The organism is Streptomyces sp. NPDC036984, assembly GCF_055607665.1.
Genome location: NZ_JBVJRL010000004.1, coordinates 459,200 through 479,567, shown reverse-complemented (window position 1 = coordinate 479,567; position 20,368 = coordinate 459,200). Strand labels below are relative to the sequence as shown.

Annotated in this window: 19 protein-coding genes and 1 pseudogene; 11 read left to right on the top strand and 9 right to left on the bottom strand. The window is 71.9% G+C overall.

Annotated elements, in window-relative coordinates; translation table 11 throughout:
* Positions 1-143: 143 nt before the first annotated feature.
* Positions 144-1,313 (top strand): steroid 3-ketoacyl-CoA thiolase, encoded by a 1,170-nt coding sequence (locus ACZ7DL_RS11530; RefSeq protein ID WP_470773428.1) that lies wholly within the window; start codon positions 144-146, stop codon positions 1,311-1,313.
* On the opposite strand, the gene ACZ7DL_RS11525 is transcribed toward ACZ7DL_RS11530, so the two are convergent.
* Both ACZ7DL_RS11525 and ACZ7DL_RS11520 read right to left on the bottom strand, forming a co-directional pair.
* Positions 1,297-1,557, bottom strand: coding sequence for a DUF397 domain-containing protein (locus tag ACZ7DL_RS11525; protein WP_470773426.1), 261 nt, complete (start codon positions 1,555-1,557; stop codon positions 1,297-1,299). The genes ACZ7DL_RS11530 and ACZ7DL_RS11525 overlap by 17 nt on opposite strands.
* A pseudogene (locus tag ACZ7DL_RS11520) lies at positions 1,538-2,367 on the bottom strand (helix-turn-helix domain-containing protein). The gene ACZ7DL_RS11525 and the pseudogene ACZ7DL_RS11520 overlap by 20 nt, the downstream one beginning before the upstream one ends.
* 108 nt (positions 2,368-2,475) lie before the next feature.
* On the opposite strand from ACZ7DL_RS11520, the gene ACZ7DL_RS11515 reads away from it, so the two are divergent.
* The 3 genes from ACZ7DL_RS11515 to ACZ7DL_RS11505 are packed head-to-tail and all read left to right on the top strand — an operon-like array spanning position 2,476 to position 5,323.
* Positions 2,476-2,850: an ATP-binding protein gene (locus ACZ7DL_RS11515; RefSeq protein WP_470773424.1), complete on the top strand. Its 375-nt coding sequence runs from the start codon at positions 2,476-2,478 to the stop codon at positions 2,848-2,850.
* A 14-nt stretch (positions 2,851-2,864) separates the two neighbouring features.
* Positions 2,865-3,314 carry a hypothetical protein gene (locus tag ACZ7DL_RS11510; protein ID WP_470773422.1) on the top strand — a complete coding sequence of 150 codons (450 nt, stop codon included), beginning with the start codon at positions 2,865-2,867 and terminating at the stop codon, positions 3,312-3,314.
* Entirely contained in the window at positions 3,311-5,323 is a 2,013-nt protein-coding gene (locus ACZ7DL_RS11505; protein ID WP_470773420.1) for an NACHT domain-containing protein, read from the top strand. Before ACZ7DL_RS11510 ends, ACZ7DL_RS11505 begins: the two co-directional genes overlap by 4 nt.
* Here the strand turns inward: ACZ7DL_RS11505 and ACZ7DL_RS11500 are convergent, their stop codons facing one another.
* Positions 5,324-7,360: a bifunctional glycosyltransferase 87/phosphatase PAP2 family protein gene (locus tag ACZ7DL_RS11500; RefSeq protein WP_470773418.1), complete on the bottom strand. Its 2,037-nt coding sequence runs from the start codon at positions 7,358-7,360 to the stop codon at positions 5,324-5,326.
* A gap of 395 nt (positions 7,361-7,755) precedes the next feature.
* Between ACZ7DL_RS11500 and proP the strand changes: the two genes are divergently transcribed.
* The 3 genes from proP (at position 7,756) to ACZ7DL_RS11485 (ending at position 11,136) form a co-directional block, all read left to right on the top strand.
* Complete coding sequence (proP, locus tag ACZ7DL_RS11495; RefSeq protein WP_470773416.1) at positions 7,756-9,129, top strand: glycine betaine/L-proline transporter ProP; 1,374 nt, start codon at positions 7,756-7,758, stop codon at positions 9,127-9,129.
* A gap of 159 nt (positions 9,130-9,288) precedes the next feature.
* Positions 9,289-10,401 (top strand): DUF2330 domain-containing protein, encoded by a 1,113-nt coding sequence (locus ACZ7DL_RS11490; protein WP_470773414.1) that lies wholly within the window; start codon positions 9,289-9,291, stop codon positions 10,399-10,401.
* Positions 10,402-10,464: 63 nt separating this feature from the next.
* On the top strand, positions 10,465-11,136 hold the full coding sequence (locus ACZ7DL_RS11485; RefSeq protein ID WP_470773412.1) for an O-methyltransferase: 672 nt from the start codon (positions 10,465-10,467) through the stop codon (positions 11,134-11,136).
* 19 nt (positions 11,137-11,155) lie between these two features.
* Here the strand turns inward: ACZ7DL_RS11485 and ACZ7DL_RS11480 are convergent, their stop codons facing one another.
* On the bottom strand, positions 11,156-11,548 hold the full coding sequence (locus ACZ7DL_RS11480; RefSeq protein WP_470773410.1) for an FHA domain-containing protein: 393 nt from the start codon (positions 11,546-11,548) through the stop codon (positions 11,156-11,158).
* Positions 11,549-11,648: 100 nt separating this feature from the next.
* On the opposite strand from ACZ7DL_RS11480, the gene ACZ7DL_RS11475 reads away from it, so the two are divergent.
* Positions 11,649-12,083: a DnaJ family domain-containing protein gene (locus ACZ7DL_RS11475; protein WP_470773408.1), complete on the top strand. Its 435-nt coding sequence runs from the start codon at positions 11,649-11,651 to the stop codon at positions 12,081-12,083.
* Here ACZ7DL_RS11475 and ACZ7DL_RS11470 read toward each other — a convergent pair.
* Together ACZ7DL_RS11470 and ACZ7DL_RS11465 are read right to left on the bottom strand one after the other, a co-directional pair.
* The gene (locus tag ACZ7DL_RS11470) at positions 12,072-12,512 is read right to left on the bottom strand and encodes a hypothetical protein (RefSeq protein ID WP_470773406.1); all 441 of its coding nucleotides are present in this window, start codon (positions 12,510-12,512) and stop codon (positions 12,072-12,074) included. The two genes, ACZ7DL_RS11475 and ACZ7DL_RS11470, sit on opposite strands and share 12 nt — an antisense overlap.
* A 650-nt stretch (positions 12,513-13,162) precedes the next feature.
* Positions 13,163-13,816, bottom strand: a complete 654-nt coding sequence (locus tag ACZ7DL_RS11465) for a hypothetical protein (RefSeq protein ID WP_470773404.1) — start codon at positions 13,814-13,816, stop codon at positions 13,163-13,165.
* Positions 13,817-13,955: 139 nt separating this feature from the next.
* On the opposite strand from ACZ7DL_RS11465, the gene ACZ7DL_RS11460 reads away from it, so the two are divergent.
* Positions 13,956-14,498, top strand: coding sequence for a GNAT family N-acetyltransferase (locus tag ACZ7DL_RS11460; protein WP_470773402.1), 543 nt, complete (start codon positions 13,956-13,958; stop codon positions 14,496-14,498).
* Here the strand turns inward: ACZ7DL_RS11460 and ACZ7DL_RS11455 are convergent.
* Entirely contained in the window at positions 14,491-16,533 is a 2,043-nt protein-coding gene (locus ACZ7DL_RS11455) for an MDR family MFS transporter (protein WP_470773400.1), read from the bottom strand. The genes ACZ7DL_RS11460 and ACZ7DL_RS11455 overlap by 8 nt on opposite strands.
* 625 nt (positions 16,534-17,158) lie before the next feature.
* Between ACZ7DL_RS11455 and ACZ7DL_RS11450 the strand changes: the two genes are divergently transcribed.
* Positions 17,159-17,722 carry a peptidoglycan-binding domain-containing protein gene (locus ACZ7DL_RS11450; RefSeq protein WP_470773398.1) on the top strand — a complete coding sequence of 188 codons (564 nt, stop codon included), beginning with the start codon at positions 17,159-17,161 and terminating at the stop codon, positions 17,720-17,722.
* A gap of 173 nt (positions 17,723-17,895) precedes the next feature.
* Here ACZ7DL_RS11450 and ACZ7DL_RS11445 read toward each other — a convergent pair whose 3' ends face one another.
* Complete coding sequence (locus ACZ7DL_RS11445) at positions 17,896-18,564, bottom strand: HAD-IA family hydrolase (RefSeq protein WP_470773397.1); 669 nt, start codon at positions 18,562-18,564, stop codon at positions 17,896-17,898.
* 159 nt (positions 18,565-18,723) lie between these two features.
* The gene (locus ACZ7DL_RS11440; RefSeq protein WP_470773395.1) at positions 18,724-19,308 is read right to left on the bottom strand and encodes a TMEM165/GDT1 family protein; all 585 of its coding nucleotides are present in this window, start codon (positions 19,306-19,308) and stop codon (positions 18,724-18,726) included.
* Between the two features lie 378 nt (positions 19,309-19,686).
* Here ACZ7DL_RS11440 and ACZ7DL_RS11435 point away from each other — a divergent pair, with 378 nt between their 5' ends.
* On the top strand, positions 19,687-20,331 hold the full coding sequence (locus ACZ7DL_RS11435; RefSeq protein ID WP_470773393.1) for an HNH endonuclease family protein: 645 nt from the start codon (positions 19,687-19,689) through the stop codon (positions 20,329-20,331).
* Positions 20,332-20,368: the final 37 nt, after the last annotated feature.

The following is a 20,368-nucleotide window of genomic DNA, read 5'->3' as shown; positions in this document are numbered from 1 at the left end:
AATCCGTAGGGAAGTCGTGCAGATCGCAACCTCGGCACGCGCAGGACCCTTGCGGTGATGGACGTCACGTCAGCAGACTGCTGAGCAGAACTAGAACGCGTACTAGTTCTGGAGGAGAGCCCTCTCGGAGAGGACCCGCACCCATGGCCGCCGAACCCGTGATCGTCGAAGCCGTCCGCACCCCGATCGGCAAGCGCGGCGGCGCGCTCGCCAATCTGCACCCCGCCTACCTGCTGGGCGAGACCTACCGTGAACTCCTCGGCCGCACCGGCATCCCCGCCGACGCCGTCGAGCAGATCGTCGGCGGCACGGTGACCCACGCCGGCGAGCAGTCCATGAACCCCTCGCGCACCGCCTGGCTGACCATGGGCCTGCCCTACGAGACGGCCGCGACGACCGTCGACTCCCAGTGCGGCTCCTCCCAGCAGGCATCGCACATGGTGGCCAACATGATCGCGGCGGGCGTGATCGACGTGGGCATCAGCTGCGGCGTCGAGGCCATGTCCCGCGTCCCGCTCGGCTCCGGCTCCAAGCACGGCCCCGGCAAGCCGTTCCCCGACGAGTGGAACGTCGACCTGCCCAACCAGTTCGAGGCCGCCGAGCGCATCGCCCGGCACCGGGGGCTCTCCCGCGAGGACGTGGACACCCTGGGCCTGCGCTCCCAGGAGCGGGCGGCTCTCGCCTGGGCCGAGGAACGCTTCAAGCGCGAAACCTTCGCCGTCCAGGTGCCCACCACCGAGGAGGAGCAGCACGCCGGTCAGGGCATGTGGCGACTGGTCGACAAGGACGAGGGCCTGCGCGACACGTCCATGGAGGCGCTGGCGGGCCTCAAGCCGGTGATGCCGACGGCGGTACACACGGCCGGCAACTCCTCCCAGATCTCGGACGGCGCGGCCGCGCTCATGTGGGCGTCCAAGCGCATGGCCCGCGCCCTGAAACTGAAGCCGAGGGCTCGGATCGTGGCACAGGCCCTGGTGGGCGCCGACCCGCACTTCCACCTCGACGGCCCCATCGACGCCACGAACGCCGTACTGGGCAAGGCGGGCATGTCGCTGAAGGACATCGACCTGGTCGAGATCAACGAGGCATTCGCGTCAGTGGTGTTGAGCTGGGCCCGGGTCTTCGAGCAGGACCTGGGGAAGGTCAACGTCAACGGCGGTGCGATCGCCCTGGGTCATCCGGTCGGCGCGACGGGCGCCCGCCTGATCACCACCGCCCTGCACGAACTGGAGCGCGCGGACAAGGAGTTCGCGCTGATCACCATGTGCGCGGGCGGTGGGCTGGCGACCGGGACGATCATTCAGCGGCTGTAGCCGACGTCCAGGAGACGAAGGTGGTGAACGCGGCGGGGTCGACGGTGAGGATCGGGCCCGCCGGGGTCTTGGAGTCCCGGACTGCGATGATGGCGCAGGGGGCGGAGGCGATCTCTACGCAATCACCGCCCTGGTCACTGCTGTACGAGGACTTGCGCCAGGCCAGGCCGCCCAGCGGCGCGCATTCGACGCACGAGCCGCCCTCGTCGCCGCTGTAGCTGGACTTACGCCAGTTGGTCTCCATAGCGGTCCTCCATCACTCGCCGAATCAGCTTCACCGAGTCCCGGAGGGACAGTGCGGCAGCCTGGAGATGATCGTAACGGAGTGAGCACTTCTTGACGGTGCCTCGGTCGGCGGTTGGATGCCCGCTGCCGCCATAGCCCTCCGTGTACACGATGGCCGGGTCGTGCTCGAAGTGGTAGAGGTCGAACGAGCCTTGCAGTCCCGCGTGCGCCCCGGCCGTGAACGGCAGGATCTGGATGTTGATCAGGGGGTTGCCCTCGAACCCCAGTAGGTGTGCGAGCTGCTCACGCATGACGTCCTTATCGCCGATCTCTTGAAGCAACGCACCCTCGCTGATGATTGCCCAGAAGAACGGGGGCTCCTGCTTCTCGAAGATGAGCTGGCGAGCCATACGTGCGGCAGTACGGTCGTCGAGCCTGATCTGGTCGAGTGCGCCAAGCACGGAACGCGCGTATGCCGGGTCTGCAACAGACCATGAAACAGGTGCGTGTGGAAGGTGTTGATCTGGGTGGCCCTTGCCTCCAGCTCAGCCACCTGCTGGAACCACGCCGGAAGTTGACTACGCATCACCAGCGGAACGAGCCGGGACAGTAACCCACCCGTCCCCAGCGCCGCGTCCACGCGCTCGCTGAACTCCACCGTCGGCAACTTCCGCGCCGTCTCCACCTGGCCGATCAGCGACCCCGTGTAGTTGACGATGTCCCCCAGTTGCCGCTGGGTCAACCCGGCCGCCTCCCGGCATCGGCGCAACTCGAAGCCGTAGTAGTCGAGCGGCGAGGCGCCCGGGTCGAGGGTGTTGATGTTCACCATGACAAGTCCCCTCCCGGACCCGTTGTGTTCATCCTGTAGCAGAGCGTAGTGAACCGCCGTCAGCCTCGTCCTGTGAACCTCAACATTCCCCACACTCCCCAGTACCGCATGCAGCTCACGGTCGGCGAGCACTCGGTACGCCACATCCGCCGGATCGTCCGCTCGCTGCTGGACGAATGGGAGCTGCAGGAGCTGACCTTCGCCGTCGAGCTGGGCGTGAGCGAGCTGGTGACCAACGTCGTCCGGCACGTGCCCGACCGCCGCTGCACGGTGCTGCTGGTGCGCCAGGCGGCGGGCGTGCGAGCCGAGGTGTCCGACGGTTTCACTCGACTCCCTGTCGTAACAGACCGTGCCCCCGCGTACACGGAAAGTGGACGGGGGCTTAGCCTGGTGGAGGCCGTGGTCGACAAATGGGGCGTTTCACGGGGGTGCGACGGCGGCAAAACCATCTGGTTCGAATGCGGGCTGGAGACCCGCATCTGAGTGGGGGGTCACACATGGACATGGACTGGCTGAACGCTGTCCCGGAACTGGCGGTGCTCTGCGGCACCACGGTGCTCACGGCAGCGGTGAACCACGGCTACGGCGTCGGCATGACCCGGTTCGCCCGGCTCCTCGGCCGGGGCGACACGGAGCGGCAGAGGGAGGTCGAGGCGGGCCTGGAGGAGACCGTCGCCGTAGTCGACGCCGCCGTGGGCGAGGACGAGCGGGAGCGGGTGCGCGCGGAGCACACCCGGAGGTGGACGGCGGAGTTCGCCGAGATGCTGCGGGGCCTGGAACCCGCCGAGCGGGGCCGGGTGACCGCAGAGGTGCGGGCGCTCGCGCGGGAGTACGGAACGGCCGGCGGTTCCGGCGGGCAGCGGGTGTTCCAGACGTTCCGCGGTCCCGCCTACTTCCAGAACGGCGACCACAACCACCAGGTCTTCTACCTGGGGACCACGGAATGACCGGCGAGTTCCATGGTCCGGCGTTCGTCCAGAACGGTGATCACAACCGGGTTGAGGTGTACCAGAACAGCTACACGCTCACCCCGGCACGCCTGGACAAGGCGGCCGACAAGCTGGCCAAATCACTCCTGAAATGGTCGGTGCAGGAGGCGGACCGGCGGCGCCTCCTGACACCGGCGCCGCTGCCTCTTCGCTGGGAGGTCAGCAGGGAGAGCCTCACCTGCCGGGTCGCCGCGGCCACCGCCGAAGGGACGGAACCCCGCTTTCCCCCGCTCCCCGGGCTCCGGGCGGCCATGGAGGAGCGGATCCGGGCCGGGGGCGGGATCGGCGAGCTGTACGAGGTCTACGGCGGGCTCGCCTCCGGCCGGATCCTGCTGGTCGGCCCGGAGGCGGCCGGCAAGTCCGCCGCCGTCCTGCTGCTGCTCAAGCGGGCGCTCGAAGCCCGGGCCGCGGCCAGGACGCCGCAGGGCGCGGCACGTCTCCCCGTGCCGGTCCTGCTGTCGCTGAACGGCTGGGACCCGTACGAGGAGAAGCCGGTCGACTGGGCGGTCCGGGTCGTCTCCCGGCGGTACAAGCAGTTACACGTCCGTGCGCTGCTGGAGACCGGGCGTGTCGCGCTGTTCCTGGACGGCCTGGACGAGGTCGCCAAAGAGGTGCGCGCCGAGGCGATCGCCGCGCTGGCGGCGCTGCCGGTACGCGTCCTGCTGGTCTCGCGGACGGTGGAGGCCCTGGAGATCGCCGACGCTCACCAGGCCCGGCTGAGCGACGCCGTCGCCCTGGAACTCCAGCCGGTCGCTCCCCGCGACACGGTTGGCTACCTGCTCAACGACATGCCCGACCCGCCTCCCGCCTGGCGGGAACTCGACCGCCGACTGGCCAGGGAACGCAAGAGCCCGCTGGCGAAGGCACTGTCCGGGCCGCTGGCAATCAGCCTGCTGTACGAGCAGCGGTTCGACCCCTCGGTGGTGGCGGAGATCCTCCGTCTGCGCAGTGCCGCCGCCATCGAGAACCGTCTGCTCGATCACGCGGTCAGGTGGGCGTACACGCCGAGGAAGGGGCGCAAGAGACCCGCCTACAGCCCCGAACAGGCGGAGCGGACGCTCCGGTACATCGCCGCGCGGCTCACCGAGCGGGACACGGTCGACCTGTGCTGGTGGCAGCTCCCCTCCTGGGGCCACCAGCGGTTCAGAGCGTGGGTCACCTGGTCGCTGACCATGCCGATCTACCTGGCCATTGCCGTGTACATGCTGGTGACCGCGAGCAGTGCCCTCAGAATCCCTGCGGCCCTGAGCGTGGTGCTCGGGGCCGCCGTCGATGTGGCCCTGCGCCAACGGCAACTCAACCATCCTCAACCGCTGCACAGCGCAGGCTGGAGGGACGTGTTCCCCCGTGGTGCGATCGCCCTGGGTGCCGCCTCCTATGTCAGCGCGGTCGTCCTGCTGGAGGGCACCCGGTGGTTCCTCGGCAGTCCGGCCCCTCTGTGGTGGGCCGTTCTGGCCGCCGTCCCGTTCGGTCTCGGTCCCGCGCTGATCAAGGGCAGCGGTGCCACACTGATCGGCCGGACCATACTCGCTCCGCACGTGCGCTTCCCGTACGAGATCCCGCCGGAGGAGTTCCCGCCGTCGCCGACGGCGGCGAGCCGGGTCATCGATCCGGTCGACGTCTGGCGTCACCACCTGCGGGTGCGCCTGCCCCTGGGTCTGCTGGTCGGCGCGGCCATCGGCGTGTACTGGGGCGCCCAGGGCGGAGAACTCGCCGGGCTCCGGACCGGCGTCGCCTTCGGCGTGACGGTCGGCATCGGTCCGGCCGTCCGGTGCGGGGTGCTGCCCAACCTGGCCGTCGCGACCGCCCTCACCGCCGTACGGCTCGCCCGCAGCCAGGGCACCCCCGTGCGCCTGTTGGCGTTCCTGAAGGACGCCCACGAGAACAACCTGCTGCGGGTGACCGGACCCGTGTACCAGTTCAGGCACTCCCGGCTCCAGGAACGCCTGGCCAGGCCGGCGAAGTGATCAGCCGGGAGCCGTGTCCTTGACCGGCTCCCGGCTGTCCTGGGCCGCCGCCCGTGCGACCAGCCGGGCGCGCGGCCCCTGGAAGACGTACGACAGCCCGAAGCCCGCGGCGACGACCGCCGCGCCGCCCACCGCGTCCAGCACCCAGTGATTGCCCGTGGCGACGATGGACGAGACGGTGAAGAAGGGGTGCAGCAGGCCGAGGGCCTTCATCCACCACCAGGGGGCGACGACCGCGATCACGACGCCGCACCACAGGGACCAGCCGAAGTGCAGGGACGGCATCGCCGCGTACTGGTTGGTCAGCGCGGTCAGGGTGCCGTAGTCCGGCTGGGCGAAGTCCTGGGCGCCGTGCACGGTGTCGATCATGCCGAGAGCGGGCATCAGGCGCGGCGGGGCCAGCGGGAAGAGCCAGAAGCCGGCCAGGGCGAGCAGGGTGGCGAAGCCGAGGGAGGCGCGGGCCCAGCGGTAGTCGGCCGGGCGGCGCCAGTACAGGACGCCGAGGACGGTCAGCGGGACGACGAAGTGGAAGGACTCGTAGTAGAAGTCGAAGAAGTCCCGCAGCCAGCCGATCTTCACGACGGCGTGGTTGACCGCGTGCTCGATGTCGATGTGCAGGAAACGCTCGGCGTCGAGGATCAGTTGCCCGTGCTGCTCGGCCGTCGCCCGGCCCGCGGAGTTGCTGCCGCCGGTCGCGGCCAGCCGTACCTCCTGGTAGGCCGCGTAGGTGACGCGGAGGAGGAGCAGCTCCAGGAGCAGGTTGGGGCGGGTGAGGACCCGGCGCAGGAAAGGCAGGAGCGGGACGCGGCGGAAGCGGGCCGGCACCGGCGGGGCGTACTCGGCGGCGACCGGGATCTGGTAGTGCGGCGAGGTCCGGGACAGGAAGGGCACGAACGTGGCGGCGGCCAGGGCCGCGAGCAGCACGAGGTTGTCTCGCAGCGGGTACACCACCGCCATGTGCGGCAGCATCGTCTGCGCCGGGAGGGTGGTGACGAGGACGACGGCGACCGGCCAGACGTACCGGTCCGAGGCCCGCCTGCCGACCCGGCCGACCACCGCGAGCAGCACCCACAGCAGCTGGTGCTGCCAGGTGGCGGGCGAGACGGCGACGGCGGCGCAGCCGGTGATCGCCACGGCGAGCAGGAGTTGGCCGTCGTGGGCGTAGCGGACCGCGCGACGCAGGGCGAGTGCGGCGACGGCGGCGCCGAGCAGCAGGAAGAGGGCTGTTTCCAGCGGGCCGCTCAAGCCCAGGCGCAGCAGGGCGCCGTGCAGGGACTGGTTGGCGAGGGCGTCGGCCTTGCCGCCGAGGCCCACGCCGGCCATGTGGTGCACCCAGTAGGTGTGCGAGTCGTGCGGCAGGGCCGCCCAGGCGAGCGCGGTGCAGGCGGCGAAGGTGCCGGCCGTGGTGAGCGCGCCCCGGCGGCGGCCGGTGAACCACAGCAGCGGGGTGAAGAGCAGCACGGTCGGCTGGAGCGCGGCGGCCAGGCCCATGCACACACCGCTCATGCGTTCCCCGCGTACGGCGAAGCAGCCGAGCAGGACGAGCAGCACCGGGATGATGCTGGTCTGGCCGAGCCACAGGGCGTTGCGGACCGGCAGCGACAGCATGAGGAGGCTGACGGCGACCGGTGCGGCCAGCAGGGAGGTGCGCCGGCCGACCGGCTGGGGCAGCGCGCGGGCGGCGACCAGGCCGAGGGTGACGACCAGCAGCAGGCTGCCGAAGGTCCAGGCCCAGCCGAGGGCGGCTTCCGCCGAGCGGGTGAGTGGCTTGAGGACCAGGCCGGCGAAGGGGGTGCCGGTGAACCGGGTCGAGTCGTAGATCGATCCGTTGACGTGCAGGACGCCTTCGGGGCCGACCCAGGTCTCCAGGTCGGTGAGGCGCTCGCCGCTCGGGGTGGTCAGGACGGCGGCCAGCTGCCGGGCGGCGAGGAGGGCGGCCACCGCCCACAGGGCGAGCCGGACGGCGCGCAGCCGTGCTCCGGCGTCCGCCCCGCCGAGAGCCTCCGCCGGTCGTCCGCTGTGCTCCACGTTCGCCACGCTTCGTCGGCCTCCCGCCCCGGTCGTCCCGCGCGCCGCCTGCGCGCCGGTGTCCCTCCACGGCCTCGTACGAGGCTCGCAGACCCCGGGGGGAGGACGTCGGCAAACCCCGATTCACCTGACGTCCGTCCACGCTTTGTCCGAAAGGCGATAGTCCGGGCCGCGCCGGGTTGCGCGGCGGAGGCGCGAGAAGGATCACACTGAGCAGCAGGAATGGCGCAGTGTGAGCGGGCAGACGTACCTGCGTAAGCGCGTTTTTGCTGCACTCTGCACTTAAGTGCATACGACACGTAAGGGGCCGAAGTGCCCCTATGGTCGTTTTTCGGCCCCGTCGTACGTCATCGCCGCCGTCCGGGTCCGTCCCTGTCCCCGTCGAAAGGTAGGCGAGCCCCGTTTTGGCGACCGCCACAGCCGTTCTCCCGCATCAGAAGACCCGGCGGGCCACCAAGGCCCACGACGTCACCGTCACCGACCCCGCGCTCGTCAAGCGCGCCGTGAAGGCGGCGGCGCTCGGCAACGCGATGGAGTGGTTCGACTTCGGTGTCTACAGCTACATCGCGGTCACTCTGGGCAAGGTCTTCTTCCCGTCCGGCAACCCCACCGCGCAGCTGCTCTCGACGTTCGGCGCCTTCGCCGCGGCCTTCCTGGTCCGCCCGCTCGGCGGCATGGTCTTCGGCCCGCTCGGCGACCGCGTGGGCCGGCAGAAGGTCCTCGCCCTCACCATGATCATGATGGCGGCGGGCACGTTCGCGATCGGCCTGATCCCGTCGTACGCGACGATCGGCGTCGGCGCGCCGCTCCTGCTGCTGGCCGCCCGGCTGGTGCAGGGCTTCTCCACCGGCGGCGAGTACGCGGGCGCGTCCACGTTCATCGCCGAGTACGCGCCGGACAAGAGGCGCGGCTTCTTCGGCAGCTGGCTGGAGTTCGGCACGCTGGCCGGTTACATCGGCGGCGCGGGTCTGGTCACGGTCATGACGGCCCTGCTGTCCTCGGACGACCTCACGTCCTGGGGCTGGCGGATCCCGTTCCTGATCGCCGGTCCGATGGGCATCATCGGCCTGTACCTGCGGATGAAGCTGGAGGAGACCCCGGCGTTCGCCGCCGAGGTCGAGAAGGCGGAGGCTGCCCGGCCGAAGGTGCCGCTGCGCGAGATGATCTCGGGCCAGTGGAAGTCCCTGCTGCTGTGCATGGGCCTGGTGCTGGTCTTCAACGTCACCGACTACATGCTGCTGTCGTACATGCCGAGCTACCTCACCAGTGAGCTGAAGTACGACGAGACGCACGGTCTGCTGGTCGTGCTCGGGGTGATGGCCCTGATGATGATCGTCCAGCCGTTCGCGGGCGCGCTGACCGACCGGGTCGGCCGGCGTCCGGTGATCGCGGTGGGCTGTGCGGGCTTCCTGTTCCTGTCCATCCCGGCGCTGCTGCTGATCCGCGAGGGCAGTCTGCTCGCCGTGGGTCTGGGCATGGGCGCGCTGGGTCTGCTGCTGGTCTGCTTCACGGCGGCCATGCCGGCCGCGCTGCCCGCGCTCTTCCCGACCCGGGTCCGCTACGGCTCCCTGTCCATCGGCTTCAACGTGTCCGTGTCCCTGTTCGGCGGTACGACTCCGCTGGTGGTGACGGCGCTGATCGGGGCGACGGGGAACATGATGATGCCCGCGTATTACATGATGGCCGCGGCTGTCGTGGGCGGCGTCGCGGTGTGGAGGATGTCGGAGTGCGCGGGGCGTCCGCTGCCGGGTTCCGCACCGTCTGTGGAGAGCCGGTAGGCGCCGTGGGGGGCCGGTCGTGTGCCGGGTGCGGGTGCGTGGGGGCTGATCGCGCAGTTCCCCGCGCCCCTTCGGGGCGCTCGTAGCGGCACCGGCACCTGCACGCACCCCACACCCCCCACCAGGAACCGTTCTCCCGTCGGCACCGTCTCCAGCCCCGTGAAACGTGCGCGGATACTCACCGTCCTCCTCGCCCTGCTCGGCGTCCAGATCGGTTGGCTGATGGCCCCGGCCTATGCCTGTGGGTGTGGGGCCATGGTCCCGGACCCGGCCACCCGGATCGCCGTCTCCAGCGAGCAGTCGGTGCTCCGCTGGGACGGCCGGCAGGAGCAGATCGTGATGCGGCTGACCGTCGGCGGCAGCGCCCCGCACGCCGCCTGGATCATGCCGGTCCCGCACCGGGCCACCGTCCGCCTCGGCGACCCCGCCCTCTTCGACCAGCTGACCGAGGCCGTCGCCCCGGTCCACCGCACCCGGTACCACTTCTGGCCGCACAACGGCGACTGGCCCTTCGACGACCACGACATGGCCGCCGGGGCCCCGGCCCCCGGTGCCGGCGTCGACGGCGCGGGCGTCGGCGTCGTCGGCCGCCAGCGGCTCGGCCCCTTCGACGTGGCCCGGCTGACCGCCACCGACCCGGCCGCCCTGGCCGACTGGCTGCACGAGCACGGCTTCTCGCTGCCCGCCCGGCTGAAGACCGCCCTCCAGCCGTACGTCGACCGGCACTGGGAGTACGTCGCCGTCCGCCTCGCCCCGCGCACCCACGGCACCCCGCTGAGCGGCGCCCTCGACCCGCTGCACCTCACCTTCGCCGCCGACCGCCCGGTCTACCCGATGCGCCTGTCCCGGCTGGCCACCACCCCGCAGTCGCTCGGCCTGTACGTCCTCGCCGCACACCGCATGGAGACCCGTACGACGATCGGCGGCACCCGGCCCGACGTGCTCTTCGCGGGCCGGGTGGGCGTACGGCAGGGCGCCCTGGGGAAGCTGGCCGCCCGCACCCCGTACCTGACCGCGCTCACCCAGAGCTTCCCGGATCCCGCCCGGATCTCCGGCGACCACGAACTGCGCCGGGCCGCCGCCGACACACCGGTCCAGCAGGTGATCTACGAGGACGAGCTGCGCCGGGTCGCCGGCATCCCGGCCTGGTCGCTGACGGTGGGCGGCACACTGGCCGCCGTCGTCGCGGCGGCCGCGCTGATCGTCGTACGGCACTCCCGACGGCCGGTGACTCCGCCGTCGCCGGTCTCCCCGCCCGCGCCGCTCGGCTGAGATCATCGAAGCGGGCCGGGCGGAACAGCCTCCGGAAGACACTCGGGAAAGGCAGCAGGCGCTATGAGCGGGTCGCAGCTCTGGGACGACGTAGACGACTACTTCATCAGCCACCTCTCACCGGACGACGAGGCGCTGCGGGCCGCCCTGCGGGACAGCGAGGCCGCCGGTCTGCCCCCGATCGCGGTCACGGCCGCGCAGGGCAAGTTCCTCCAACTGCTCGCCCAGGTGCAGGGCGCCCGGCACATCCTGGAGATCGGCACGCTCGGCGGGTACAGCACGATCTGGCTGGCCCGTGCCCTGCCCGAGGACGGCAGACTCATCTCGCTGGAGTACAGCGCCAAGCACGCCGACGTCGCCACCCGGAACATCGCCCGCGCGGGCCTGGACCGGATCACGGAGGTGCGGGTGGGGCCGGCCCTGGAGTCGCTGCCCAAGCTCGCCGACGAGAATCCGGCCCCCTTCGACCTGGTCTTCATCGACGCGGACAAGGCCAACAACGAGCACTACGTGGAGTGGGCGCTCCGGCTCACCCGGGCGGGCAGCCTGATCGTCGTGGACAACGTGGTGCGCGGCGGCCGGGTGATCGACCCGGGCAGCACCGAGCCGGACGTGGTCGGCACCCGGGCCGCGATCGAGCTGATCGCCGGCCATCCGCGGCTGAGCGGCACGGCGCTCCAGACCGTCGGCGGCAAGGGCTACGACGGCTTTGCCGTGGCCCGCGTGCTGGGCTGAACCGGGAGCCGGGCGGGGCTCAGAGTTCGTGGTAGAAGCCGACGTTGACACTGCGTGGCGCGGTGCGGTCCTGGACGACGATCTCGCCGGACCCGCCGTGCGGCAGCGGTACGGTCGCACCGTAGCCGACGGGCTGCGCGTACTCCCCGACGGTGAGCCGGACCTCGGACGCCGGGTCCGGCTGTGAGCCGCGCAGCCAGGTCAGCTGCCAGCCGCCGTCCGGGCCGCACCGGAACTCCAGGTGGACGCGGGAGACGAACAGCCAGTCCTCGGGGGTGACCAGCCGGCACACCGCGGCGTCACGGCCGACCCGCAGCACGGCGCCGGGCTCGCTGGGCGCCTCGGCCATCGTCATCCCGGCCGTGGCACCCTCGTCCGCCCCGGAGACGGTGGCCATGGTGAGTTCGAGCACGTGCGCTCCCCCTGAAAACGTCCTTGTACGGTGGGCGGATTGCCGTACCGCCGCCGCATGATAAAACGCCCGGCAGGGTTGCGTCCGGCACAATGGGCTCATGACCGAGCGAAAGCCACCGGGGGTGCCGTTCGAGTCCTGGGTGGACAAGCAGATCCGTGACGCGCAGCGGCGCGGGGAGTTCGACCGGCTGCCGGGTGCGGGGGAGCCACTGCCCGCGGAGGTCGACTCCACGTACGACGAACTGTGGTGGGTCAAGCGGAAGATGGTGCGTGAGGGGCTGGCCGTGCTGCCGCCCTCGCTCGCGCTGCGCAAGGAGGCGGAGGACGCACTCGCGGCGGCGTACGCGGCGCCCTCGGAGCGGATCGTCCGGAAGATCATCGAAGAGGTGAACGTCCGGATCCGGGACATGATGTTCAAGCCGCCGCCCGGTCCGCCGCTGGGGAAGAAGCCGTACGACGTGGAGGAGGTCGTACGCGAGTGGCGGCAGCGCAGGGCTGCCGCCACGGGGGACGTGCCGGGGTCAGCTGTGTAGCAGGCGCCCGGCCAGGTCCCGGTAGTCGCGCAGGGCGAGCCGGAGTTGTTCGGTGTCGGTCTCCGCGCCCGGTCCGCGCTCCTCGGTGCTCTCCCAGGACATCCGCAGGGTGCGGCGGCGCCGGGTCACGGCCTCGCTGAACCGCGCGGCGATCTCCTCCAGTGCCCGGTCGGCCTGTTCCACGGCCTGCCGGGGCTGGTCCACGAAGTCGGCGGCAACGCGGTGCATCCGCTCCTCCCAGCGCTCGGTCTCCTCCCGGGCCAGCAGCGGCGCACCGGTGCCGGAGGGGGCGGGGGCGGTCCCACCGCCGGGCGGCGCCGGCCAGCTGTCCGCTCCCGGGGACTCGGTGCCCCCGGTCTCGCGTCCGGTGACCTCGCCGGGGGACGGCGCACCGAGACCGTTGTCGGGCATCCGGTCCTCCTGCGACATCCGGTCCTCCTCCGAGATCGCCGACCGCTCCGTCCGGTGACTGCCGATGAACCCCTCGTCGACACCGGGCCCCAGACCCTCGGTCCCGGGCCTGAGCCCCTCCGTACCGTGTCGTTCCGCGGCGCCCTGAGTCATCCCGGCCGGTCCTGACGGCGACTGAGAATGCCGCCCCGTGGACCCCTCAGTCATCCCGGCGGGCCCCGACGGCGACTGAGAATGCCGCCCCGTGGAGCCGTCAGTCATCCCGGCGGGCCCCGACGGCGACTGAGAGTGCCGCTCCGTGACGCCCTCGGGCATCCCGGCGGGCCCCGGCGGCGGCTGAGACGCGTCCTCCGGACTCCGGTCGTCCCCGGTGAGCCCCTCGCGCCCGGGTCCGGCCGGCCGGCCGGCGTCGCCTCTCGTTCCCGACTCCCCGGCCGACCGGCCCGAACCGGCTCCGGGCTCACCGGGCAGCCGCTCCTGCGGGCGGGGTTCGCGGCGCGTGCGCCGGCCCGGGGGCGCGTCGCCCGGGGCCCAGTCCTCCGTCGCCGCCTCGGGTGCCGCCGCCCAGCGCTGGCCGGGCGTCCTTCGTTCGTCCCCTGTCCGAGGTGTGAAGCGCCCCTCGGGGTACTGGTCGGGGCCTGGGTCGTGTGTGCTGTCCGACATGACGCTCAGCTCTCCTTCGGTCGGCTCCGGTGCGGGGCCCACGGTGCATGGGAGCGGCTGCCGGCCGGGGCCGTGGCGCGGGCCGTGCCGGAGGAGGCCCGGTGCCGGCCGGACTCCGCGCTGGTCAGGTCGTCGAAGAGGGCGCGTGCGCCGAGCAGCGCCGAGCGCAGTTCCTCGGTTCCGCCGCCGGCAGCGGCATTCGAGCTGGCCACCCGGTGCACCTGCCGGTAGCCGTCGACGTGGTCGGCGTGGTGCACGGACAGCGCGTCCAGTTGCTCCTCGTACCGCCCGCCGTCGGGGTAGCCGCGCACCGCGGCGAGTTCCGCGAGCAGCCGGTCGGCCTCGGCCACGGCCTCACGCGGAGCATCCACGAAGTGTTCCTGTACGGCCGTCCAGCGCTCCGCGTACTGCTGCCGCGCGGTTCCGTCCAGCGGCCGTTCCCGCAGGTCGCCGTGGCGTTCGACGCGCTCGGCCAGCTCCCGCTCGGCGGCCTTGGTGTCCCCGTCGTGCAGGGCCACGGCCCGCTCGTACTCGGGCCCGAAGCGCCGCTTCAGGCCGGACCCGCCGTGCCGTCCGCGGCTCCGCAGGAGCAGGGCGGCCGCACCGACGACCACGATCGCCGCGATCACGATCAGCAGAATGATCAGCCCTGTGGACATGGTTGCCTTCCGATCGGACCGGCCCCACTGGCCGGTTCTCCCTCCGGGTGACCCGGAACCCGGCGCACAAACGGCTCCGCCGGCACCTCCCGGTCGAGCACGTAATCCGGTTGCGGAGGGTGCAGGGCGGCTCCCGACAATGGCCGGCATGACATGGACGATCGCTCCGGAGCCGTACGACTCCCCGGTGGCCGCCGCACTGTGGCGGGCGTACTACACGGAGGTCAGCGACCGCTGGTACCTGCTGCACGAGGGGCACCGCACCGATCCGGCGGAGCTGGAGCGGGAGATCGCGGCCCGCACCGGGTCCGACCTCGCCCCGCCCGGCGGGCAGTTGCTCGTCGGGCGGTACGACGGCACCCCGGCCGGGTCGGCGGGCGTACGGCTGCTGGATCCGGACACCGCCGAGCTGACCCGGGTGTTCGTGCTGCCGGAGCTGCGCGGCCTGAACGGGGCCGCGCACCTCGTGGCCGCCGCCGAGCTGGCCGCCCGTCTGCTGGGCGCCCGCCGGATCGTCCTGGACACCCGCAGCGACCTGGTCGAGGCCCGCGCCCTGTACGCACGCCTCGGGTACACCGAGACCCGCCCGCACAACACCGACCCGTACGCCGAACACTGGTTCCGCAAGGAGCTGGGGTCCGTCCCGGCTCCTGATCACGGTCCGTCGGAGGTCGTCAGCTGACCCTGGCGACCCTGCCGCCGTTGTGCGGGCGTTCGCGTTCGGCGCCGCACAGGTCGCCGGTGAGTTCGTGGACCAGCTGGGTGAGGTCGGCCGAGCAGCCGGGCTGCCACCAGTCGCCGAGCAGTTCGCCCAGGGACTCCTCGCGGGCCGTGGCGAGCCGGTCGGCGACCTCACGGCCGGTGTCGGTCAGGACGAGGTCCAGGCCCCGGCGCTCGGCGAGCCGGCGTTCCTCGACCTGGCGGGCCGCGGCCATCACCGCCTGGAGCGGGACGGGGCTGCGCTCGGCCAGCACCGCCGGTTCGACGGAGCCGTAGCGGCGGATGCGCACCAGCAGCCAGCTGGCGGCGGGCAGCAGGTCGTACCCGGCCCGTTCGGTGATCTTCCGGTAGATCTCCCGGCGGCCCTCGCGGGTACCGAGCACGGACAGGGCGCGGCACACCTCGTCGTAGGAGGAGCGCTCGACCGGGTTGGGCGGGATGGTCTCGGAGACGTCCGGCGCGGTGACCGAGCCGCGCAGCCGGTCCTCCTTCAGGAACCAGGCCAGCAGGAAGCCGAGCAGGGCGACGGGCGCGGCGTACAGGAAGACGTCCGTGATGGAGCTCGCGAACGCGTGCAGGGCCGCCGGGCGCAGCGCGGGCGGCAGCATGGCGATGCCCCGCGGGTCGGCCTTCAGCGCGTCGGCGGTGATGCCGGGCGGCAGGCGTACGCCCCGGAAGGCGTCGGTGAGTTTGTCGCCGAGTCCGCTCGCGAAGACCGTGCCGAAGATGGCCACGCCGAAGGCCGCGCCGATGGAGCGGAAGAAGGTGGCGCCGGAGGTGGCGACGCCGAGGTCCTCGTAGGAGACGGCGTTCTGCACGATGAGGACGAGGACCTGCATGACCAGGCCGAGGCCCAGGCCGAAGACGAAGAAGTAGACGCTCATCTCGGCGGTCGGGCTCTGCTCGTCCAGCCGGTGCAGCAGGAGCAGCCCGAGGGCGGTCACACCGGTGCCCACGATGGGGAACACCTTCCAGCGGCCGGTGCGGCTGACGATCTGCCCGGAGACCGTGGAGGACAGCAGCAGGCCGAACACCATCGGCAGCATGTGCACGCCGGACAGGGTCGGGGAGACGCCGTGCACGACCTGGAGGAAGGTCGGCAGATAGGTCAGCGCGCCGAACATGGCGAAGCCGACGATGAAGCTGATGACGGCGGCCAGGGTGAAGGTGCGGATACCGAACAGCTTGAGCGGCAGGACCGGTTCGGCGGCCCGGCGCTCGACGGCGACGAAGGCGAGGGCGAGCAGCACGCCCAGTACGGCGAGCCCGATGAGCTGGGCCGAGTCCCACGCCCAGGTGGTGCCGCCGAGCGAGGCGACCAGCACCAGGCAGGTGGCGACGGCGGCGATCAGGAACGTCCCCAGGTAGTCGATGACGTGCCGGGCGGTGCGGCGCGGGATGTGCAGGGCGGCGGCGATCACGGCGAGCGCGACCACGCCGACGGGCAGGTTCACGTAGAACACCCAGCGCCAGCTCAGATGCTCGGTGAACAGCCCGCCGAGCAGCGGGCCGAGCACGCTGGTGGCGCCGAACACGGCCCCGAACAGGCCCTGGTAGCGTCCGCGTTCGCGCGGCGGCACGATGTCCCCGACGATCGCCATGGACAGCACCATCAGCCCGCCGCCGCCCAGGCCCTGCACCGCCCGGAAGGCGATCAGCTGGGGCATGTCCTGCGCCATGCCGCACAGCGCCGAGCCGATCAGGAAGATCACGATGGCGGTCTGGAACAGCCGCTTGCGCCCGTACTGGTCGCCGAGCTTGCCCCACAGCGGGGTGGCGGCGGTCGAGGCCAGCAGATAGGCGGTGACGACCCAGGAGAGGTGTTCGAGGCCGCCGAGGTCGCTGACGATCGTCGGCAGCGCGGTCGACACGATGGTCTGGTCGAGCGCGGCCAGCAGCAGTCCGAGCAGCAGGGCGCCGATCGGGACCAGCACGCTGCCCGGAACGTGTTCCCCGCCGCCCACGTCCTTCGCCGTGCCGTGTGTCTCCAGGGCCATGGAAACCTCCAGGGGCTCGGTGGACCTCTTCCATCGTGGTCGTAGTCACCGCTTATGGCCTGTCGAGTCCTGCGGAAGCGGGGGAGATCCGCATAATCTCGGGAGTTCCCGAGGGGAGGGGACTGACGTGACGGGGAGGCAGGGGACCACGTGCCCGGAGTGCGGGGCACCGAGGGGGCCGGACAACACGCCGTCGTGCGACTGCACCGAGCGGGCCGCCGAGGCACTGCACGAGACGCGCACGGCCGAGGCGGCAGCGGCGGAGGACTTCGATCCCATACGCATACGGCCGTACGTGGAGGCACCGCCCGCGAACACCGGCCCGGAGCGACACCGGCCCGCGGCGCCGGGAGGCGAGGCGATGGAGCCGCGGCTCCCGACACCGGCGCCGCAAGCGGGAGGGTCGCCGGACCCGGGGGGTGTGGCAGGCCTGGTGGGTGCGGCAGGCCCGGTGGATCCGGCAGGCCGCCCCGACCCGGCTGGTCCGGCTGACGCGGAATCCATGATGCGGCTGCCGGGCGGAGCCGAGGCCGGGACTGGGGCGGGGACCGGGACCGGGGCCGGGGCTGGGGCGGGGACCGGGGCCGGGACCGGCGAGCCCCGGCCCCGGCGGTCTCGCCGTGTCGTGCTGGTGGCCGTCGGCGGCCTCGGGGCGGCTGTTCTCGCGGTGGGCGGCTTCGCGGTGCTCTCCTACCAGGGGCCGGCCCGGGACCGGGCGGCGCAGGAGGTCAGGGAGCGCATTCCGGACGCGACCACCCGGGCACCCGCCTCACCGGCGGCACCGGCACCGCCGGTCACGCCCCGCTCGCCGGTCCCCTCCCCCTCCGCATCGGCGGACCCGAGCCCGTCCGCCGGCAGCGCGTCGCCGTCGCCGAGCCCCACACCCTCCGGCAGCGCCTCCGGCACCGCCTCCCCCACGCCGTCCGGGACGGAGTCCGGCAGCCCACACGCCACGCCCGCCACGGCGCCGGTGCTGCGGAGCGGCGACACCGGCCCGGAGGTCACCGAACTCCAGCTGCGGCTACGCCAGTTGAACCTCTACGGCGACCGGATCAACGGCACCTTCACCCGCCCCGTGGAGGACGCCGTACGCAATTACCAGCTGGCCCGGGGCATCACGGGCGACGACCTGGGCACATACGGCCCGGCAACGCGAAAAAGCCTGGAGGCGGAGACGACGGAACCGTGAAGACGCCGGAACCGCGTACCCGCCCGAGGGGCGCGGGGAACTGCGCGATCGACCACCACGCACCCGCACCCGGCACCCCGGCGGAGCGCCCCGCCCCCTGGGCCCTGTCGCCGGACTTCCGCCTGCCCCGCGGCGGCATGCACGCTCGCCGCGCCGGGCCCTGGCGACAGCACCTAGCCGATGCGCAACCGAACCGTCCCGTCGGCCGGCGCCTCGACCTGCACATGCGTGAGGTCCGGTACGACGACGTCGGGCCCATGGGCGCGGGCGCGCGGCCCCACCCCCACGACCCGCATCCCCGCGGCGCGCCCCGCCGCGATCCCCGCGCCGGAGTCCTCGAAGACGACACAGTCGGCCGGGTCGATGCCCAGTTCGGCGGCGCCCTTGAGGAAGCCCTCGGGGTCGGGCTTGCTCGCGCCGACCGACTCGGCGGTGATGCGGACCTCGGGCAGGGGCAGCCCGGCGGCGTTCATGCGGGCGGTGGACAGGGCGACGTCGGCGGAGGTCACCAGGGCGTGCGGGAGCCCGCGCAGCGCGGCGAGGAAGGCGCTCGCGCCGGGTATCTCGACCACGCCGTCGGTGTCGGCGGTCTCCTCGGCGAGCATGCGGGCGTTGTCGGCGAGGTTCTGCTCGACCGGCCGGTCGGGGAGGAGTACGGCCATGGAGGCGTGGCCCTGCCGGCCGTGCACCACCTTCATCACCTCGTCGCCGTCCAGCCCGTGCCGCCCGGCCCAGCGCCGCCAGATGCGCTCGACCACGGCGTCCGAGTTGACGAGGGTGCCGTCCATGTCGAGCAGGAGGGCACGGGCGGTGAGGACGGTGGGCGTGGCGGTGGCCGGCATCGGCAGCTCCAATTGGCGAAAGACCCCGAGGTCGGGATGACAAGGCGGCCCCGCCCGCCGGTCAGGGAAAACGGGCGGGAGCCACTTTGTTCCTCCACGGTACAAAACATTACGGTGCTCCCGCCACCACTTCCGGCGAGCATTCATCCGCCGTTCGGCTCAGCCCCGCACCGCTTCCCACAGGCTCCACACACCGAGCGCCAGCATCAGCAGCGCCGCGATCTGCGTGATCAGCCGCAGCGGGACCCGCTTCATCAGGGCCTTTCCGCCGACGATGCCGAGTCCGGCGACGGCCCACAGAGCCAGCACGGCGCCGAGACCGACGGAGACCGGGGCGTCGTAGCGGGCGGCGAGGTTGGCGGTCATGATCTGGGTGAGATCGCCGAACTCTGCGACCAGAATGAGCATGAAGCCCGCACCCGCGACCTTCCAGAAGGACTGGTCGGCGGGCTTCTTGATCTCCTCGTCGCCATCGGCCCCGCCCTTCAGCAGCAGCATCGCGGCACCGCCGAGGAAGAGGACGCCGGTGAGGGCGTGCACGATCTGCTGCGGCAGCAGGGTCAGCACGCTGCCGGCCGCGACGGCGAGCACGACGTGCAGCAGGAAGGCGGCGGCGACGCCCGCGAAGACGTACGAGGCGCGGTAGCGGGTGCCGAGGACGAGGCCGGCGAGCGCGGTCTTGTCCGGCAGTTCGGCGAGGAAGACGACGCCGAAGACGAGCGCCGTCACGGTGATGCTGAGCAAGGTTCCTCAATCGGTCGGGGCTGCCCCGCCGAGAGTGCGGTACGTCACGCGATGACACCTCGGCACGGCAGCACACGTGGCGCCCGCACCGGGGGGCACGGGCGTGTACTGCTTGCCGAAGGTCTCGCTGGCGGTCCCGTACGGGATCGCCTCCGGGCGCCGGCTCAGGCTCGCTGAGCAGTATGTCGACGGTCCGGCGAAGAGCTACTCCCCTTCTGCGCCACCCATCGTACGGGATGTGAAGGTTCCGCAGTGAACCTTGTCGTGACATGTACACGTCACTAGCTTCTTACCGAGCGCTCACCCCCCGGCAACACCACGCCGCGAGCATTCCCTCGCTCACGCACCAACACCCCGACCCCACAAGGGAGTTCACACATGCCGAAGTTCTACGCGCGTCGACGGGCGAGCATACTCGCGACGCTCACCGGCCTGATAGCCTCCGTCGCCCTGTTCAACTCCCCGAGCGCCTCCGCCGCGCTCCCCACGCCGGTCAGCGCCTCGACCGCCCGCACGTACCTCTCCCAGCTCACCGTGGCCACCGAGAACCGCACCGGCTACAGCCGCGACCTGTTCCCCCACTGGATCACCGTCAGCGGCACGTGCAACACCCGCGAGACGGTCCTCAAGCGGGACGGCACGAACGTCGTCACCGACTCCTCCTGCGCCGCCACCAGCGGCAGCTGGTACTCCCCGTACGACGGCGCCACCTGGACCGCCGCCGCCGACCTCGACATCGACCACCTCGTCCCGCTGGCCGAGGCCTGGGACTCCGGGGCGAGCAAGTGGACCACCGCGCAGCGGCAGGCGTTCGCCAACGACCTGACCCGGCCGCAGCTGATCGCCGTCACCGACAACGTCAACCAGGCCAAGGGCGACCAGGACCCGGCCACCTGGGTGCCCTCCCGGACCGCGTACCTGTGCACGTACGTGCGCGCCTGGGTGCAGGTGAAGTACTACTACAACCTCTCGGTGGACTCCGCCGAGAAGAGCGCGCTGACGAACTACCTGGCCGGCTGTTGAGACGCGCGCAGTCGCCGTAGCGCCTGAGGCCGTACGG